Origin of the sequence: Chitinimonas arctica, from assembly GCF_007431345.1 — a bacterium.
In the GTDB taxonomy this organism is placed as follows: domain Bacteria; phylum Pseudomonadota; class Gammaproteobacteria; order Burkholderiales; family Chitinimonadaceae; genus Chitinimonas; species Chitinimonas arctica.
Window position 1 is genome coordinate 3,874,443 of record NZ_CP041730.1, and the last position, 17,269, is coordinate 3,891,711.

15 protein-coding genes are annotated in these 17,269 nt (G+C 61.6%); 8 read left to right on the forward strand and 7 right to left on the reverse strand.

What is annotated here, in order from left to right; all coding sequences use genetic code 11:
- Positions 1-11: 11 nt before the first annotated feature.
- The gene (locus tag FNU76_RS17670; RefSeq protein ID WP_223879075.1) at positions 12-2,117 is read right to left on the reverse strand and encodes a S9 family peptidase; all 2,106 of its coding nucleotides are present in this window, start codon (positions 2,115-2,117) and stop codon (positions 12-14) included.
- A 280-nt stretch (positions 2,118-2,397) separates the two neighbouring features.
- Here FNU76_RS17670 and FNU76_RS17675 point away from each other — a divergent pair, with 280 nt between their 5' ends.
- Positions 2,398-3,174 carry a 3-hydroxybutyrate dehydrogenase gene (locus FNU76_RS17675; protein WP_144279413.1) on the forward strand — a complete coding sequence of 259 codons (777 nt, stop codon included), beginning with the start codon at positions 2,398-2,400 and terminating at the stop codon, positions 3,172-3,174.
- 9 nt (positions 3,175-3,183) lie between these two features.
- On the opposite strand, the gene FNU76_RS17680 is transcribed toward FNU76_RS17675, so the two are convergent.
- Positions 3,184-4,041 (reverse strand): DMT family transporter, encoded by an 858-nt coding sequence (locus tag FNU76_RS17680; protein WP_144279414.1) that lies wholly within the window; start codon positions 4,039-4,041, stop codon positions 3,184-3,186.
- Between the two features lie 317 nt (positions 4,042-4,358).
- On the opposite strand from FNU76_RS17680, the gene FNU76_RS17685 reads away from it, so the two are divergent.
- Positions 4,359-4,961, forward strand: a complete 603-nt coding sequence (locus tag FNU76_RS17685; protein WP_144279415.1) for a hypothetical protein — start codon at positions 4,359-4,361, stop codon at positions 4,959-4,961.
- 17 nt (positions 4,962-4,978) lie between these two features.
- Here the strand turns inward: FNU76_RS17685 and FNU76_RS17690 are convergent, their stop codons facing one another.
- Both FNU76_RS17690 and FNU76_RS17695 read right to left on the reverse strand, forming a co-directional pair.
- Positions 4,979-6,115, reverse strand: a complete 1,137-nt coding sequence (locus FNU76_RS17690) for an adenylate/guanylate cyclase domain-containing protein (RefSeq protein ID WP_144279416.1) — start codon at positions 6,113-6,115, stop codon at positions 4,979-4,981.
- A 106-nt stretch (positions 6,116-6,221) separates the two neighbouring features.
- Entirely contained in the window at positions 6,222-7,223 is a 1,002-nt protein-coding gene (locus FNU76_RS17695) for a recombination-associated protein RdgC (protein WP_144279417.1), read from the reverse strand.
- Positions 7,224-7,395: 172 nt separating this feature from the next.
- Between FNU76_RS17695 and FNU76_RS17700 the strand changes: the two genes are divergently transcribed.
- The 3 genes from FNU76_RS17700 (at position 7,396) to FNU76_RS17710 (ending at position 11,152) form a co-directional block, all read left to right on the forward strand.
- Positions 7,396-8,388 carry a Fe(3+) ABC transporter substrate-binding protein gene (locus FNU76_RS17700; protein WP_144279418.1) on the forward strand — a complete coding sequence of 331 codons (993 nt, stop codon included), beginning with the start codon at positions 7,396-7,398 and terminating at the stop codon, positions 8,386-8,388.
- A 65-nt stretch (positions 8,389-8,453) separates the two neighbouring features.
- The gene (locus FNU76_RS17705) at positions 8,454-10,112 is read left to right on the forward strand and encodes an ABC transporter permease (protein WP_144279419.1); all 1,659 of its coding nucleotides are present in this window, start codon (positions 8,454-8,456) and stop codon (positions 10,110-10,112) included.
- Positions 10,109-11,152 carry an ABC transporter ATP-binding protein gene (locus FNU76_RS17710; protein ID WP_308418569.1) on the forward strand — a complete coding sequence of 348 codons (1,044 nt, stop codon included), beginning with the start codon at positions 10,109-10,111 and terminating at the stop codon, positions 11,150-11,152. The genes FNU76_RS17705 and FNU76_RS17710 overlap by 4 nt, the downstream gene beginning before the upstream one ends.
- 68 nt (positions 11,153-11,220) lie before the next feature.
- Here FNU76_RS17710 and bfr read toward each other — a convergent pair whose 3' ends face one another.
- The 3 genes from bfr to FNU76_RS17725 form a co-directional block, all read right to left on the reverse strand.
- A complete protein-coding gene (gene bfr / locus FNU76_RS17715; RefSeq protein ID WP_144279420.1) occupies positions 11,221-11,691 on the reverse strand; it encodes a bacterioferritin in 471 nt (156 codons plus the stop codon).
- 98 nt (positions 11,692-11,789) lie between these two features.
- Positions 11,790-12,002, reverse strand: a complete 213-nt coding sequence (locus FNU76_RS17720; protein ID WP_144279421.1) for a (2Fe-2S)-binding protein — start codon at positions 12,000-12,002, stop codon at positions 11,790-11,792.
- A 138-nt stretch (positions 12,003-12,140) separates the two neighbouring features.
- Entirely contained in the window at positions 12,141-13,166 is a 1,026-nt protein-coding gene (locus FNU76_RS17725; protein WP_144279422.1) for a D-alanyl-D-alanine carboxypeptidase family protein, read from the reverse strand.
- 430 nt (positions 13,167-13,596) lie between these two features.
- On the opposite strand from FNU76_RS17725, the gene FNU76_RS17730 reads away from it, so the two are divergent.
- The 3 genes from FNU76_RS17730 (at position 13,597) to FNU76_RS17740 (ending at position 16,932) form a co-directional block, all read left to right on the forward strand.
- Positions 13,597-15,366, forward strand: a complete 1,770-nt coding sequence (locus tag FNU76_RS17730; RefSeq protein ID WP_223879076.1) for a PHA/PHB synthase family protein — start codon at positions 13,597-13,599, stop codon at positions 15,364-15,366.
- Positions 15,367-15,459: 93 nt separating this feature from the next.
- Complete coding sequence (locus FNU76_RS17735; RefSeq protein ID WP_144279423.1) at positions 15,460-16,641, forward strand: acetyl-CoA C-acetyltransferase; 1,182 nt, start codon at positions 15,460-15,462, stop codon at positions 16,639-16,641.
- Positions 16,642-16,731: 90 nt separating this feature from the next.
- Positions 16,732-16,932 carry a DUF3460 family protein gene (locus FNU76_RS17740; RefSeq protein ID WP_223879077.1) on the forward strand — a complete coding sequence of 67 codons (201 nt, stop codon included), beginning with the start codon at positions 16,732-16,734 and terminating at the stop codon, positions 16,930-16,932.
- Positions 16,933-17,269: the final 337 nt, after the last annotated feature.

Here is a 17,269-nt window from a genome sequence, read left to right on the forward strand (position 1 = left end):
GTTCAACCCGTCTATTCCTGCTTTATCCCCAGCTGGCTCAATACAAAGGCGTAGTCGAAGGCCGTTTCGCGGATGCGATCGAAGCGGCCGCTGGCACCGCCGTGCCCCGCGCCCATATTGGTGACCAGCAGCAGCGGATTACTGTCGGTCTTGAGCGCCCGCAGCTTGGCCACATACTTGGCCGGCTCCCAATACATCACCTGGGAATCGTTCAGCGAGGTCTTGACCAGCATGGTCGGGTAGGCCTTGGCGCCCAGGTTGTCGTAGGGCGAATAGGCACGCATCCACTTGTATTCACTGGGCTTGTTGGGATTGCCCCATTCCTCGTACTCGCCGACGGTCAGCGGCAGGCTGGCATCCAGCATGGAACTGAGCACGTCCACGAAGGGCACGTCCGAGACCACCACCTTGAACAGGTCGGGCCGCATATTGCTGATTGCGCCCATCAGCAAGCCACCGGCGCTGCCGCCTTCGACCACCAGACGCGCGGAACTGGTATAGCCCTGCGCGATCAGGAATTCGGCGCTGTCGATGAAATCGTTGAAGGTGTTCTGTTTGACCTTCATCTTGCCGGCATCGTGCCATTTCTCGCCCAGGTCGCCGCCGCCGCGAATATGCGCTACCGCGAAGATCACGCCCCGGTCCAGCAAGGACAGCCGCTGCGAGGAAAAATAGACATCGTTGGGCAGGCCATACGAGCCATAGCCGTCCAGCCACAAGGGCGCCTTGCCGTCACGCTGCAGGCCTTTGCGATAGACCAGCGAGATGGGCACTTGTACGCCGTCGCGGGCCTGGGCCCAGACGCGCTCGGTGACATAGTTGGCCGGGTCGAAAGTGCCCAGCACCGGCCGGCGTTTTTTCAGCACCTGCTGGCGGCTGACCATATCGTAGTCGTAGGTGGTATCCGGCGTGGTCATCGACTCGTAGCCGTAGCGATAGACCGTGCTGTCCCACTCGGCATTGGCCTCGGTACCCAGGCTGTAGGCCGGCTCGTCGAAGGCGACCTGGTGGCTCTGTTGGGTGCGTAGATCGGTGATCACCAACTGGTGCAGGCCATTCACCCGTTCGTGGCGCACCATGAAATGCTTGAACAGATCGGTGCTCTCCAGCATGACGTCGGCCCGTTCGGGCAGCAGCTCGGTCCAGTTCTGCCGCGCAGGATCGGCCACCGGTACCTTTACCAGCCGGTAATTCCGGCCGGTATCGTTGATGCGCAGGTAGAAGGCATCGTCCCTATGCTCGGCGCTGTACTGGATATCGGTACGGCGGCGGGCCAGGACCCGCCATTTGTCGTTCGGCGCATCGGCCTTCAGATAGCGGATCTCGGTACTGGTATGGCTACCGACCTGCTCGAACAGATAGCCTTCGCTGCGGCTCAGATGCACGTCCAGGCCGAAGCGCTCGTCCTTCTCCTCGTGCACCAGGCGGTCGGCCGCGTCGCCCAGCTTGTGGCGCCACAACTGGTTCGAACGCTTGGTCTGCTGGTCCTCCGTACTGAAGAACACGGTCGCATTGTCCATGGCCCAGGCGACCGAGGTGACCCGCTCGCGCTTGAACGGCAGCAGCTTGCCGCTGGCCAGGTCCTTGATGCGTAGCTGGTACTGGCGAAATCCGCTGGAGTCGGTCGAGTAGGCCAGCAGCTTGCCGTCCGGGCTGATCTCGAACTCGCCGATCTCCATAAAGCGCTTGCCGCGGGCGAGGGCATTCACATCCAGCAATACCTGCTCGGCCGAGGCTTCCCAGCTGCCATCGGCGGCGATGGGCTTGCGGCACAGGATGGGGTATTGCTGGCCGATCTCGAAGCGCGAGTAATAATAAAACCCGGCCAGCTTGTAAGGCACCGAACTGTCGTCTTCCTTGATGCGGGCCTTCATCTCCTCGAACAGCTTGTTTTCGAAGGGCTTGAGGGGGGCGGTGAGGCTTTCCGCGTAGGCGTTTTCGGCCTGCAGGTAGGCGATGGTGGCGGGGCTGCGCTTGTTGCGCAGCCAAAAGTAGTCGTCCACCCGGGTCTCGCCGTGCATGGTCAGCTTCTTGGGCTGGCGGGCGGCGACGGGTGGTTCGACGGCAAGGACGGAGAGCGATAGCAGCGTGGCGGTAGCCATGGCGAACAGTTTCATCTCGTTCAAAGACCGGAAGGATAGCGAAGCGCGGCAGGATACGCCTATCGGTATTGCATCCAGACCCTGGCGCGATGACCTGTTGCCGGGCGGGATGAACGGCGGGCCTACCGTCGGACTGTCCGGCCGGGCGGACAGGTCGGCACTGCTGCGTCACGCTCGCGGCGGGGTGCGGTTGAAGTCTCGCAGCCAAGTACTTGTTTACACATGGCGGCATCCGGCCCGCCGGTAGCTGGCATGGAAGCTGCTGTGCAAATGGTTTGGGCGAGAGAGGCTTGCGATGAAGACACTCACTGGAAAGACCGCCTTGGTAACCGGCTCCACCAGTGGCATCGGTCTGGGCGTTGCCCTGGAACTGGCGCGGCAGGGTGCGAATATCGTCCTCAACGGCTTTGGGGAAGTCGCGCAGGCTTCGGAGCGGGTCTCGGCGGAGGCGGTCGCATTGCGCTACCACGACGCGGATCTGGGGAAGCCGGAACAGATCGCCGCCATGATGGCCTATGTCCAGGCCGAGTTCGGCGGCCTGGACATCCTGGTCAACAATGCCGGCATCCAGCATATCGCCAAGATCGAGGATTTCGCCCCAGAAAAGTGGGACGCGATACTGGCCATCAATCTATCGGCCGCCTTCCATACCAGCCGACTGGCGATCCCCGCCATGCGCGCCCGCGGCTGGGGGCGCATCATCAATATCGCCTCGGCGCATGGCCTGGTCGGCTCGACCGGCAAATCGGCCTATGTCGCCGCCAAGCACGGCCTGATCGGCCTGACCAAGGTCGCGGCGCTGGAGCTGGCCGAAACCGACATCACCTGCAATGCCATCTGCCCCGGCTGGGTGCGTACTCCCCTGGTGGAAAAGCAGATCGAGGCGAGGGCGCAAGCGGAAGGCATCGCCACGGCCCAGGCCCAGCGCGCGCTGTTGGCGGAAAAACAGCCTTCGCACGAATTCGTCACGCCCGAGCAGATCGGCCAACTGGTGCTGTTTCTTTGCAGCCCGGCCGCCAGCCAGGTACGCGGCGTGGCCTGGAGCATCGATGGCGGCTGGACCGCGCAGTAGGCCGGTGCGCTACTTGGCGGGAACCGGCGATTCGGCCGGCTTGAGTTCGCTGACGATCACCGCCACCACCACCATCGCGCCCCCCAGGGCGGCCCGCAGTCCCAAGGTCTCGTTCAGCAATACCCAGGCGAACAGGGCGGCGAAAACCGGCTCCATGGCATAGATCACCGCAGCCTTGTCGGCCGGAACATGGCGCTGCGCCACCGCTTGCAGCAGCAACATGCCGGCCGTGGCCACCAGTCCCAGGTAAAGCAAGGGCCCGAGGTGCGGCATTAGCCGCGCCGGCAAGGTCGTCAGGCTATCACCACCGATCCCCATGCCGCCGACCCACACCGACGCAAAACCCGCCATCAGCAATATCTGGGTAGCCGCCAGCTGGCGCGAGTCGTGCCGGGCGCTGCGCTGCGACAGCACGATCACATACAAGGCGTAGGCCAAGGCACACAGCAAGGTGGCGCCATCGCCCAGCAGATTGCCGCCGCCTTCCCACGACATCAGCCCGATACCCGCACACGCCACCACCGAGGCCAGCACCATGGGCAGCGCCAGCCGACCGCCCAGCAGCACGCCGATAAACGGCACCATCAATACATTCAAGCTGGTGAGAAAGGCACTGCGGTTGGACGAGATATGTTCCAGGCCAAAAGCCTGCGCCACATAGGAAACCAGCGCAAACGCTCCCAGCAGGGCACCGTCGCGCCAGGTCTGGCGCGGCGCCCGCCAGGCGAACGGCAGCATGCACACCGCAGCGATCAGAAAACGGATGGCCGAAATCTCCACCCCGCTCAGGGTGGCGGCGGCGGATTTGAGCAGGGGGAAGGTGGTACCCCATACCAGGGTAACCAGCAGCAACAGCAGGATGTTCATGGGTAGGGCTCTGAAGCGTTTCGTCGCGGTGGAAGTGGTGCCGGTAAGGCGGCGGGAAGGAGGGGGATTTTAGCCTGGTGGGTAGCTGGGTGGGCAAGTCATGCCTGCCCGTGGAGGCGGGGCCACTGCAAACGGGTGCGCTTGTCTGGGTGGATATACAAAAGCGCGACGAATTTTCGAAAATATTATAAGAAGGCAAATTTCGAAAGAATGCGTATATCGATTTCGACATACTACTTCCCAGGGTTGTTGCGGATTACGTCTGTCGATGAAACCGCCGCACATCGTGATGAACTTGCTTAAAATGAGAGGGAAGTATGGAGCCTACTTCAAATATCGGAATGACGAGTCAGACGGGCACTAGTTGCTTTTCCCGCACTGTCAGTGAACAAGTTGGCAAGATAGGGGATAGTTTGATTTCCGTGGCTAAAACTATTGCTGCCCCGTTAAAAAGTGCGTATGAAAGTATTTTCAATAATGACAAGAGCCGAAGTGCTGATAAAGATGGAGTGCCTAAGCAGCAGTTTGCCACCGGTGCGACAGATATACAGCTGAGCAAATCGGCGAATCTAGAGACCGAAACCAATATCGATGTGGGCAAGAGCAATAAGGGTGTATTTCAGTATGCGCTGAACCAGATATTTAAATGCGGTGAACAGGCATCACGCGTGCTTAATGTTATAGGGTCAGCGCTGGGCATGAACTCTGAGGACTACTATCGGATTTCGTACGATGATGATAATGATGATGTCAGCGATTTCGAGCCAGGCGTAAATACAAACATGAAGTCAGCTGCTGTACCCACAGCCGGATCAAACCCCGATGACGATTTTGATCGTTCTGAAGTGCCGCGACCGCAGGAAAATGAAGTTCTGTCGAATTTCCTCCAATTTAAACATTCTGGTGAAACTTGGACATGAATCTGACACTTGCCGCCTCAACGATCCCGCTTCGGCCGCCCATTAGGCCAGCACTCGAACTGCGGGCAGGGCGCAGCGGGTGGTCGGACCTGTTCCGTCGGGGCGGGCGTGGCGGCCCGCACGGGGTGCCGTTCGGTCTTGCTGGACGATGTACTGCTTGAGGGGACGCGTGCCACCACCTGGCTGGGCCGTGGCGTGGCCGCTTCGGTCGGTGTCGCAATAGGCGTAGGCGTCGTCTGACGTGCCGATGCCGTGTGCCTCACCGGGGCGGGATCAGGCTTGCTGGCCGTTATTTCGCTGGGTAGGGGCGCCGGCACGGGTGCGGGCAGGGCGCTGATCCCACCTGCGGGGCCGGTCTCCACGTTGGAACTGGCGATGATGGGCGCAGCGGTACTCATCGGCGCTGGGCTGGGCGGGGTGGCCTGCTTGAGCGGCGGAAAGGTCAGGATCGGTTCCTCCACCGGCAGCAGCCACCAGCCGCCCACCAGCAAGAGGGCGCCGGCCAGGCCGGCCACGCGTAGCTGGCGCCGGTTCAGCGCATGCCGATTATGCGAGGGGCTGCCGGGACTGGCGCGGCGGGGCATATCGGGCTGGGTGACGCGGCGGGCCAGTTCGCCGAAACCCACCTGGTAGACCTCGTGTTCCCGCACATGCTTGTCGGTGTGCGAGCCGTGGTATTGCAATAGCTGGGCGTACTCTTCCGACAGGCGCGATACCACTTCGTAGTAGGAACGCGAGACCAGGATATAGCCCGGCGCGGCAAAGCTCATGATGCGCTCGGCGGCATTGATGCCATCGCCCAGCAGATTGGGGCGGCCGTTGATGTCCTTGACCAGCTTGGCGGGGCCGAGATTGATGCCGATGCGCACTTCGAATGGGGTCTGCTCGGTCTGGCTGGGCTGGTGTACCGCGTCGCGCAGGCTGATGGCAACGAACAAGGCATCTTCCGGGTCGCCCAGGAAGCAGATGGCGGCGCCGTCGCCGGTATCGATGATGATGCGGTCGTTCACCGCGATATCGTGCAGGGCGGTGGACAATAGGCCGTTGAATGCTTCCTTCAGAAGCATCTGGGTGGTGACGGGCTGCCGCGAATATTCGACGATATCGAGGAAAACCACGCTGCAGATCAGCGTTTTATTGATGCGCTCGAACATAAGGCCAGCCTGGGTATGCGATGGATTTTTCCCCAATGTAGGCGGGTCGCGCGCGCGCCGCACGCGCACGCGACCAACGGGGCGTTACAACCGCCATATGGGCAGCTTACCAGGGAACATCCACCGGATCGTTCGGAGCGGCCGGTTTGGATTCGAGCGCTACCGCCGGCCCAGGTGCCGGCGCCGGCGCGGCGGGGGATTGCATCTCGCCCAGTTCGTCGCCCAAGGCTTCGATCACCGCATTGACCAGGCCGCGGCCTTCCTGCGCCAGCAGCGTGAAGCTGGTATCGAACATGGCGGCAGCGTCTTCGGCGTTGGCATCCTTGATCTGGTCTTCCAGCAGTTCCAGGAAGGCCAGCCGCTTGATATGCAGCTTGTCGGTCAGCACGAAGGCCAGCCGGTCGTCCCAGCTGAGCGCCAATTGGGTGACCAGCTTGCCGGTCTTCAAATGCTGCTTGACCTCGTCGCTGCCCAGGTCGTGGCGCCGGCAGGTGACTTGCGCGCCGCCATCGCCCGGTGCTTTCAATACGCAGTCGGCATCCAGGGTGAAGTTGCGCGGCGCGCCATGTTCCAGCCAGGTGCTCATGGCGGTAACCGGGTCGAGCTGGGTCTGCGGCAGCTTGCAGGGCAGGCTGCCCAAGGTTTCGCGCAGCAGCTGGATCAGCAGCTCGGCCTTGGCAGGGGTGGGGCTATCCACCCAGATCCAGCCGGCCTCGAAATCGATCAGGGCGCGCAGTACGCGGCTGCGGCTGAAGGCACGCGGCAACAGTTCCTCGGCCACCCGCTCGCGGATTTCCTTGGTTTCCTTCTTGCCGACCTTACGCAGTTCCCGCGCTTCGATATCGGCAATGCGTTCGTCGGCCATTTCCTTGACCACGCTGGAGGGCAGCAGCTTTTCCTCGGTCTTGAGGGCGATCAGCATGGCGCCGGAGCCGGGGTAGGCGAACAGGTCGGGCGCATGGCTGGCGGGTGGAATCCAGCCGGCGGCCAGTTTGTCCGACTTGCCCAGCGGCACGAAGGCGCGCTTCTGCAGTTCGGCGTCCAGCTGTTCCGCATTGAGCTTGGCAAGGTCGGTAAGACGATACAGTTGCAGGTTTTTGAACCACATGATGCGTATTCCAGCGAGAAACGAGGCAAGCGATTGTAGTCGATTCCGCCCGAGGCGCCGATGCGGAGATGCCCGGGGGGCGAACGGCAATGATTCGCCGTCTTTTGATAAGCATTCTCATTTATGAGACAATTCGCATTCCGATTTAGTCACCCATCCTGGAGAACGAAGCATGAAGTTTCGTCCACTATTGATCGTTGCGGCCCTGGCGGCCTGCGTACCCGCGCTGGCCGAAGAGGTCACGGTTTATTCCGCGCGTATCGAACAGCTGATCAAGCCCCTGTTCGACGCCTATACCAAGGAAACCGGCGTGCAGGTGAAGTTCGTGACGGGCCAGGAAGGGCCGTTGATGGAACGGCTGAAGGCGGAGGGCCAGAATACCCCGGCCGACCTGCTGCTGACGGTGGATGCCGGCAATCTGTGGCAAGCCGAGCAGCAAGGCCTGCTCAAGCCGGTCAAGTCGGCCGTGCTCAACACCAATGTGCCGGCCCATCTGCGGGATGCGGCGGGCAGCTGGTATGGTTTGTCCATCCGCGCCCGTACCATTTTCTACAATACCGGCAAGGTCAAGCCGGCCGACCTGTCCAGCTACGAGGATCTGGCCAGCGCCAAGTGGAAAGGCCGGCTGTGCCTGCGTACCGCCAAGAAGGTCTATAACCAGTCCCTGGTCGGCACCATGATCGCCCGCATGGGCGAGCCCAAGACCGAAAGCATCGTGCGCGGCTGGGTGGCCAATCTGGCGGCCGACCCCTTTTCGGACGACGAAGCCCTGTTGAAAGCCATTGGCGCGGGCCAGTGCGATGTCGGCATCGCCAATACTTATTACTACGGCCGGGTGATGCAGCGCGATCCCAAGCAGCCGATCGGCATCTTCTGGCCTAACCAGAAGAGCAGCGGCGTGCACGTCAATATCTCCGGCGCCGGGGTGACCCGCTACGCCAAGCATGAAGCCGCTGCCATCCGTCTGCTGGAATGGTTGTCCAGCGACAAGGCGCAGAACCTGTATGCCGACGTGAACATGGAATATCCGGTCAACCCCAAGGTAAAGCCCGATGAAAGGGTTGCGGCCTGGGGCGATTTCAAACACGACTTCATCAATGTCGCCAAAGCAGGCGAGCTGCAATCGACCGCGGTCAAGCTGATGGATCGCGCCGGCTACCGCTGATATCCAGCGCGTTTTCCTACCCCTGATCCGGCGGCCGTGAGCAACGGCCGCCGGTGTTGTCGTTTATGGACACCGCCATCCCTCCCTCCGCGCCCCTTCCCCCACTGTCCGACCGATGGCGTCCCAAGCTGGATGAAAGCCTGCTGGCCTGGCTGATCGCTGCGATCACGCTACTGCCGCTGGCCGTGGTGGCAGCCAGCCTGTTGCAGCCGCAGCGGGAGATCTGGGCCCATCTGGGCGAGTTCGTGCTGCCCCGCCTGCTGAGTAATACCGCCTGGCTGGTGGCCGGGGTGGGTGGCGGCACGCTGCTGTTGGGCGTGTCGCTGGCCTGGTTGACCGCTGTATACGACTTTCCCGGCCGCCGCCATTTCGCTTGGGCGCTGGCGCTGCCCCTGGCCATGCCTGCCTATGTGCTGGCCTTTGTGCAAATCGGCTTGTACGACTACACCGGCCCGCTGCAAGGCTGGCTGCGCGCCAGCTTCGGCGACAGCCATGGCTTTCCGCCCATCCGCTCGCGCGGCGGCGTGATCCTGACCTTGACGCTAGCGCTCTACCCCTATGTCTATCTGCTGGCCCGCAACGCCTTCCAGACGCAGGGCAAGCGGGCCCTGGAGGCGGCTGCCGCCCTGGGCTTGAGCCGGCGGCAGGGTTTCTGGCGGGTGGCGCTGCCCATGGCGCGTCCCTGGCTGGTTGGCGGCGTGACCTTGGCCCTGATGGAATGCCTGGCCGATTTCGGTACTGTCGCCACCTTCAATTACGACACCTTCACCACGGCCATCTACAAAGCCTGGTTCGCCCTGTTCAATCTGCCGGCCGCGTCGCAGCTGGCCTCGCTGTTGGTGCTCCTGGTCCTCGTGCTGGTCCTGCTGGAACAGAAAGTGCGCGGCGACCGGCGCTATACCGGCGGCCGTTCCGGTGCCGCGCGGCCGGATCGCTTGTCGCCCTGGCGCGGTTGGTTGGCCGCCGGCTATTGCCTGGCGGTGCTGGCGCTGGCCTTCCTGATTCCGCTGGCGCAATTGCTGATCTGGGCCAAGTCGGTGGCGGCCGAGCAGCTCGATCTACGCTATTTCGGCTTCGTCGGGCGTTCCCTGCTGCTGTCCGGCGGCGCCGCGCTGCTGGTGGTGGGCTTGGCGCTGATACTTGCCTATGTTGTCCGCCGTCGCCGCGACTGGCCCAGCCGGCTGGCCGCTCGCCTGGCCACGCTGGGCTATGCGGTACCGGGCACGGTGCTGGCGGTGGGGGTGTTCGTACCGATCTCCTGGCTGGAAAACGCCTTGATCGATTCCATCAAGATATTGGGCCTGGGGCAGCCTACCCAGATATTGCAAGGCACCTTGCTGGTAATGCTGCTGGCCTACGCCGCGCGCTTCCTGGCGGTGGCATTCGAGCCCACCCAGGCCGCCATGCAGCGGATCACCGCCAGCCAGGAAGAAGCGGCCGCCTCGATGGGGCTGGGGCGGCGTGCGTTGATGCGGCGCATCCATCTGCCGATGCTGCGGGGCGGTTTGCTGACGGCGGCGCTGATGGTGTTCGTGGATGTGATGAAGGAAATGCCGATCACGCTGATGACCCGCCCCTTCGGCTGGGACACGCTGTCGGTGCGGGTATTCGAGATGACCAGCGAAGGACAGTGGGAAATGGCCGCGTTACCGTCGGTGGCCATCGTGCTGGCGGGCTTGCTGCCGGTCATCCTGCTGGCCCGCGATACGGAGAAAGATGCGTGAGCAATAGTTTGTTGACGATGGACCAGGTGAGCGTGGGCTATGGAGCAAAATCGGTCCTGGCGCAGCTGTCCTTCGGTCTGGCCAAGGGCGAGATCGGTTGCCTGCTGGGGCCGTCCGGTTGCGGCAAGACCACTGCCCTGCGGGCCATCGCCGGCTTCGAGCCGATCCGTGCCGGCCGCATCCACCTCAATGGCGACATCATCGCCACCGCCACCGCGCAATGGCCGCCGCAGCAACGCGGCATCGGCATGGTATTCCAGGATTACGCCCTGTTCCCCCATCTGACCGTGGCAGGCAATGTCGGCTTCGGCCTGGGCGCGCTGCCGCGCCAGGAGCGCCGCCGCCGGGTCGCCGAGCTATTGGAGGTGGTGGGTTTGGCGGGCCATGCCGACGACTACACGCATGCCTTGTCCGGTGGCCAGCAGCAGCGCGTGGCGCTGGCCCGTGCCTTGGCGCCGTCACCGCGCCTGCTGCTGCTGGATGAGCCGTTTTCCAATCTGGATGTGGAATTGCGCGAGCGCTTGTCGCAAGAGGTGCGCGATATCCTGAAGTCGCGCGGCATAACGGCCTTGCTGGTGACCCATGACCAGCACGAAGCTTTTGCCCTGGCCGATAAAATCGGAGTGATGGCGGAGGGGCGGCTGCTGCAATGGGATAGCGCCTATGCCCTCTACCATGAGCCGGCCGATCGTTTTGTCGCGGACTTTGTCGGAGAGGGTGCGTTTCTGCCGGCCACGGTGGTGGCGCCGGGCGAGCTGGAATTCGAGCTGGGGCGCCGCACCTGTCAAAGCACCTTGGTATGCGAGCCGGGCCAAAAGGTACAAGTACTGTTACGTCCGGATGATGTCTTGCATGACGACAGCAGCCAGCGGCACGCGCGGGTGGTAAAAAAGGCCTTCCGCGGCGCCCAGTTTCTTTATACCCTGGCCCTGCCTTCAGGCGCGACGGTGCTCAGCCTGGTCCCTAGCCATCATGATCATGCCATTGGGGAAGCGATCGGAATCCGCTTGGAAATCGACCATGTGATTGCCTTTGCTTGAAAGGGTACTGGGAGAGCGATGCCAGCCGTACGGACCGCGCCGCCCCCTTGTGCCGATATGAGCCTGGATCAAGCGCCCATCTGTGATTGCAGGTAGTTCTGGTAGCCAATGCTGTCGATCAGGCCCAGATTGGTTTCCAGCCAGTCGATATGCTCTTCCTCGCTGGCCAGGATGCGCCGGAACAAGTCACGGCTGACGTAATCCTGTACCTGCTCGCAATGGGCGATGGCGGTCTTGAGTACCGGCAAGGCCTCATGCTCCAGCTTCAGATCGCACTCCAGCGCTTCCTTGACGTCTTCGCCGATATAGATCTTGCCCAGCTCTTGCAGATTGGGCAGGCCTTCGAGAAACAGGATGCGCTCGATCAAGGCATCGGCGTGCTTCATTTCGTCGATGGATTCGTGGTATTCGTGCTCGTTGAGTTCCTTGAAGCCCCAATTCTTGAACATGCGGGCATGCAGGAAGTACTGATTGATGGCGCTCAGCTCATTCTTGAGCGCGGCATTCAGGTGAGCGATGACTTTCGGGTCGCCTTTCATTTTGGCCTCCTAGTATCAACGGGGACAAAAGACGGCCATGCCGTCCAATCTCTTCAGATTAGACGGCTTGACTTGCCGAGGCAAGCGAAAGGAGGGGCTCAGGCTGCGATCAGATCGATGGCGGTTCCACGGCTGGCGCTTAATTGCTGTTGGCTGTCGAGCAGCAGGGCGCGGGCATCCGGCGCACATTTACCGCAGCAACTGGCCACGCCCAACTCCATGCGTAATTCGCGCATGCTGCCACAGCCGGCATGAACAACCGCATGGCGGATCTGTTTGTCGGTGACGGCTTTGCAGATGCAGATATACATGGTCTTGGCGCGGCAATGAGAATGTTTGTCGAATGATATGGATTCTCATTCTTTCGCGCAAGTACTTCTTGTATAAAAAACAAAAGTTACAAATGACAACGCCCGCGGATGCGGGCGTCGGTCATTGCTACGGGGATATCAGCCCGCCCGCAACATCGCGGCGGGGCTGGATTCCAGCCATTTCTTTATACGTTGCGCATCGCCGATACGCGTCAGCCTGCCGGCCGAATCAAGCAGTACGATCACCACCGGCGTGTCGTTGATCGTCGCCTGCATGACCAGGCATTTGCCTGCTTCCGAGATATAGCCGGTCTTCGACACCCCGATCTGCCAGCCCTCGTTCTTCACCAGCGGATTGGTGTTGTGGAAGCTGTATTCACGGCCATTGACGCTGGAGATGAAGTTGTAGCTCTCGCTGGTCGAGTAGGCGCGAATCTCGGGGTAGTGGTGCGCGGCCTGCACCAGCCGGATCAGGTCGTTGGCGGTCGAAACATTGGCGCTGGTCAGCCCGGTCGGATCCTCGAAACGGGTTCTTTGCATGCCCAGCGACTGCGCGGTGCGGTTCATTCGCGCCACGAAGGCGGCCAAGCCACCCGGGGCGGTGCGGGCCAAGGCATGGGCGGCGCGGTTTTCCGAGGACATCAAGGCCAGGTGCATCACCTCGCCCCGTGTCAAGGTACTGCCGACCAGCAGGCGCGAGCTGGAATTCTTCAACGTATCGACATCATCGTCGGTAATGGTGATCGGTTCGCTCAGCGGCAACTGCATATCCAGCGTCACGATAGCCGTCATCAGCTTGGTGATGGACGCGATGGGCGCCAATGCCTGGCTGTTTTTCTCGAAGATACGCTCGCCCGAGGTGGCATTGACCACCAGGGCCGCGCTGGAAAACAGCGCGGGCTGGTCGAAAGCCTGGTCCAGCGTCGACGGTAGCGCGGACACGCGGGTGATATGGCTGCCGCGCTTATGCGGTTTAACCGCTACCAGGCGGGTGACCTTGCCTTTGCGTACCAGTTTGAAGGATTTGACCTTGCCGACGGCTTTAGCGCGGGCAAGCTGTTTGCTGCTGTGTTTATGACGCGTTTGCGCCGCTTCGGCCAGAAGTGGCAAGGCGAGCAAACTCGAAGTAAGAATGCAGGCGATCAGCGAGGAGAGGCGGGACATGATGCGGCATCTCTGCGTGGCGGGCTAACGATTATCTGATGGTACATAAGCGACTCATGAAAATCCATAAAAAACATGGAGTAAAGTGGCAAAGGTAAAGCTGGCTCTCAAATCTGCTTAAGAATTAAGCGCTTGCAATTCGCGTAAACAGGAGGCCAAGCCGGCGTCAGCACGTTTTCCCGCACGGACAGGGGCGGGAAGGCCGGGAAAAATCGGCGGCCACGAAGGGGCCGTACTTCAAAACTGCGGGATATTACCAAATTACTACCGATGGTGGCCTGAACAGCTTAGGGAAAGTGCGCATCTGCAGTGCTTGTGCAGCGCGCTGCAGCGTGCTTAAAATGCGGGCGCGACCCAATTTGCTGCTGTGCAGCATTCGCCCCAAGCCGATATGCGATAAAAATCGGGCAACCCGAACCGGGAGACAGCCTTGAATCAGTCCAGTACCGCGCGCCCCAGTGGCGACGAGTCCCAGCCGTACCAAGCTTTTCTGCAATCGCTGACCGAAGCGAACCGGCAGTTGCTGGAGAACTTCACCAGCGGTTTGCGGCCAGCAGGGGGCGCCTCAGCCGCCACGCCTTCCGGCCTGTTCGAGCAGTTTATGCAAGGCATGTTGGGCAATACCCAGCAGCTGGTGGACATGCAGAGCAGCTACTACCAGCAGCAGATGGATTTGTGGGCAGGCCTGTTCGGCACCCGCGACAAGCAGCAGCCGGCCGCGCGGGGCGATCGCCGCTTCGCAGCGCCGGAGTGGGCCCAATACCCCTTCTTCGACTATATGAAGCAGAACTACCTGCTTAGCGCCAAATGGTTGAACGAGCTGGTGGACGGCGTGCCCATGGACGAGTCCAGCCGGGAAAAACTGGGCTTCTATACCCAGCAATTCATCGACGCGATGTCACCGTCGAACTTTGCGCTGACCAATCCCGAAGTCATCAAGCTGGCCATCGACACCAAGGGCGAAAGCCTGGCCGAAGGGATGCGCAAGCTGTCAGAGGACATGGCCAAGGGCTATATCTCGATGACGGACGAGTCGAAATTCACTGTCGGCGAGAATCTGGCCATCACCCCCGGCGCCGTGGTGTTCCAGAGCGAACTGTTCCAACTGATCCAGTACACCCCCACGACCGAAACGGTATACGAACGCCCCTTGCTGTTCGTACCACCCGCCGTGAACAAGTACTACCTGATGGATTTGCAGCCGGAAAACTCCATGGTCCGCCACTTCGTGGCGCAGGGGTATACGGTCTTCATGGTGTCCTGGCGCAGCATCCCGCCGGAAATGGGCAAGCTGAGCTGGGACGATTACGTCGAAAGCGGCGTGATCAAGGCGGCCGAGGTGGTGCGTGCCATCGGCAAGCAAGACAAGATCAATGTACTGGGCTTTTGCATAGGCGGCGTCATCCTGGCGACGAGCTTGGCGGTCATGAAGGCGCGCGGGCTGGATTGGTTCGAGAGCGTGACCTTTATGACTTCGCTGATCGACCATACCGAACCGGGTGACCTGAAGCAATTCGTCGATATAAAGCAAATCGAGCAGCGTGAAGCCAAGATGGCCGAAGGCGGCGTGGTCAGCGGCAAGGAGCTGGCGCGGGCATTCGCCATGTTGCGGGCCAACGACCTGATCTGGAACTACGTGGTGAACAATTACCTGAAGGGTAAGACGCCGCCTCCGTTCGACCTGCTGTACTGGAACAATGACTCGGCCAATCTGCCGCTGCCCATGCACACCTTCTTCCTGCGCAATATGTATGTGGAGAACAACCTGGCCAAGCCGGGCGCCATGAAGGTTTGCGGCGTGCCGGTCGATGTGACCCAATACACCTGGCCCACCTATATCTTTGCCGCCCGCGAAGACCATATCGTGCCGTGGCAATCGGCCTACCGAGGGACCCAATTGCTGGGCGGCGGCCATATCCGCTATGTACTGGGCGCATCCGGCCATATTGCCGGCTCCATTAATCCGGTGGGTCCAGGCAAGCGCAATTATTGGGTGAACGACCGTTACCCGGCCGATGCCGATGGCTGGCTGGCCGAGGCGGAAAGCAAGCCTGGCAGCTGGTGGCAGGATTGGGACGAATGGCTGGCACCGCGCTCGGGCAAGCAGATTGCCGCGCCCACGCGCGCCGGCAATCGCAGCTTCGATATTATCGAAGCCGCGCCCGGCAGCTATGTCAAAGCCAAGGTGGGCAGCGCCTGAACGGGGCGTTTTCGACCATCCAGGATTATAATTCGCGCGTAAAGCGCATCGCTGAAGCGTGCACGCTTGCCGCCAGCCAACAGGAGTTACCCCATGTCCGAAGTCGTTATCGTCGCCGCCCGCCGCACCGCCATTGGTTCGTTCGGCGGCAGTTTGGCCAAAATCCCCGCGCCGGAACTGGGCGCCATCGTGATCAAGGCCTTGCTCGAACAAACCGGCGTCAAGCCTGAGCAAGTCAGCGAAGTCATCCTGGGTAATGTGCTGACCGCCGGCCTGGGCCAGAACCCGGCCCGCCAGGCACTGATCAAGGCCGGCCTGCCGGTCGGCGTACCGGGCATGACCATCAACCAGGTGTGCGGTTCGGGCCTGAAGGCAACCCACCTGGCGGTGCAGGCCATCCTGGCCGGCGACGCCGATATCGTGATTGCCGGCGGGCAGGAGAATATGTCGGCTGCCCCGCACCTGTTGCCGAACAGCCGCGACGGTTTCCGCATGGGCAACGCCACCCTGGTGGACAGCATGGTCTACGACGGCCTGACCGACGTCTACAACCAGTACCACATGGGCGTGACCGCCGAAAATATCGCCGCCAAATATGGCATCAGCCGGCAGGAGCAGGACGAGCTGGCGGTCGCCTCGCAGAACAAGGCCGAAGCCGCCCAGAAGGCTGGCCGTTTCGCCGACGAAATCGTGCCGGTGATGATCCCGCAGCGCAAGGGTGATCCCGTCGCCTTCGACAGCGATGAATACATCAAGCCGGGCGCCAACATCGAAGCCCTGCAGAAGCTGCGCCCCGCCTTCAACAAGGAAGGCAGCGTCACCGCCGGCAATGCTTCCGGCCTGAACGACGGCGCCGCCGCGCTGCTGCTGATGAGCGCCGCCAAGGCAGCCGAGCTGGGCCTCAAGCCGCTGGCCCGCATCGCCGGTTACGCCTCCAGCGGTGTAGAACCCAGCATCATGGGCATGGGCCCGGTACCTGCCACCCGCCGCGCGCTGGAACGGGCCGGCTGGACGCTGGACCAGGTCGATCTGATCGAAGCGAACGAAGCCTTTGCCGCCCAGGCCCTGGGCGTGGCGCGCGAGCTGCAGTGGGATTGGAACAAGGTCAATGTCAACGGTGGCGCCATCGCCTTGGGTCACCCGATCGGTGCCTCGGGTGCCCGCGTGCTGGTTACCCTGCTGCACGAAATGGCGCGCCGCGATGTGAAGAAGGGCCTGGCCACGCTCTGTATCGGCGGCGGTATGGGCGTGGCGCTGTGCGTGGAACGGGTTTGACGGCCTGAACGCCGGTTTCTTCGCGGTGATTCACCGCGAAGGCCGGCAGGGCCTTATAATACAAGACTAGGTTTTAACGGAAACACCACCATGGCACTGTTCAAAGACACCACCTACGTATCCGAAACCACCCAGTTCCTGCGTGATTTCCTGGAAAAGAACCCCGACGTGGCCAAAGGCCAGATCGAAGGCCGCGCCTTGCTGTGGGACAAGCAGGTGGACCGTAGCTTCGAGACGGCCGCCGAGGCGGCCAGCGTCAAGCAGAAGGCCTATGTGTATCAGCCGGAGTAATTCGGTTAGGCAAAATGAGCGATCCAATTTTTTTGGGTCGCTTTTTTTTCGTCGAAAAAAATAGCAGGGCGGACAGCTTTGTGGGTTACAGGACGCGAAGTTTCCGGACTCGCGGCTCACGGGGAGTGCCACCGCTCGGTTTCAATTTCTGAACAGTTCCGTTCGAGCAGGCCTGAGCAAGTGCTTGGGATAGGTGATCCAGGTTCGATGCCACCGTACTGGCGACGTAGACGCGCTTCTTCGATGGGATAGATGTTTGCTTAACGGACATTTTCATGATCAAAGTACCCCACCGTTTCCAATCCTACGTCTTTGACGATTGATCCAAGCCCGCTAC

Coding starts and splice junctions, on each gene's coding strand:
- FNU76_RS17725 (WP_144279422.1), bottom strand. CDS start 13,166: ATGTCCCGCCTCTCCTCGCTGATCGCCTGCATTCTTACTTCGAGTTTG.
- FNU76_RS17675 (WP_144279413.1), top strand. CDS start 2,398: ATGAAGACACTCACTGGAAAGACCGCCTTGGTAACCGGCTCCACCAGT.
- FNU76_RS17740 (WP_223879077.1), top strand. CDS start 16,732: ATGGCACTGTTCAAAGACACCACCTACGTATCCGAAACCACCCAGTTC.
- bfr (WP_144279420.1), bottom strand. CDS start 11,691: ATGAAAGGCGACCCGAAAGTCATCGCTCACCTGAATGCCGCGCTCAAG.
- FNU76_RS17700 (WP_144279418.1), top strand. CDS start 7,396: ATGAAGTTTCGTCCACTATTGATCGTTGCGGCCCTGGCGGCCTGCGTA.
- FNU76_RS17720 (WP_144279421.1), bottom strand. CDS start 12,002: ATGTATATCTGCATCTGCAAAGCCGTCACCGACAAACAGATCCGCCAT.
- FNU76_RS17685 (WP_144279415.1), top strand. CDS start 4,359: ATGGAGCCTACTTCAAATATCGGAATGACGAGTCAGACGGGCACTAGT.
- FNU76_RS17690 (WP_144279416.1), bottom strand. CDS start 6,115: ATGTTCGAGCGCATCAATAAAACGCTGATCTGCAGCGTGGTTTTCCTC.
- FNU76_RS17735 (WP_144279423.1), top strand. CDS start 15,460: ATGTCCGAAGTCGTTATCGTCGCCGCCCGCCGCACCGCCATTGGTTCG.
- FNU76_RS17705 (WP_144279419.1), top strand. CDS start 8,454: ATGGACACCGCCATCCCTCCCTCCGCGCCCCTTCCCCCACTGTCCGAC.
- FNU76_RS17670 (WP_223879075.1), bottom strand. CDS start 2,117: ATGAAACTGTTCGCCATGGCTACCGCCACGCTGCTATCGCTCTCCGTC.
- FNU76_RS17680 (WP_144279414.1), bottom strand. CDS start 4,041: ATGAACATCCTGCTGTTGCTGCTGGTTACCCTGGTATGGGGTACCACC.
- FNU76_RS17695 (WP_144279417.1), bottom strand. CDS start 7,223: ATGTGGTTCAAAAACCTGCAACTGTATCGTCTTACCGACCTTGCCAAG.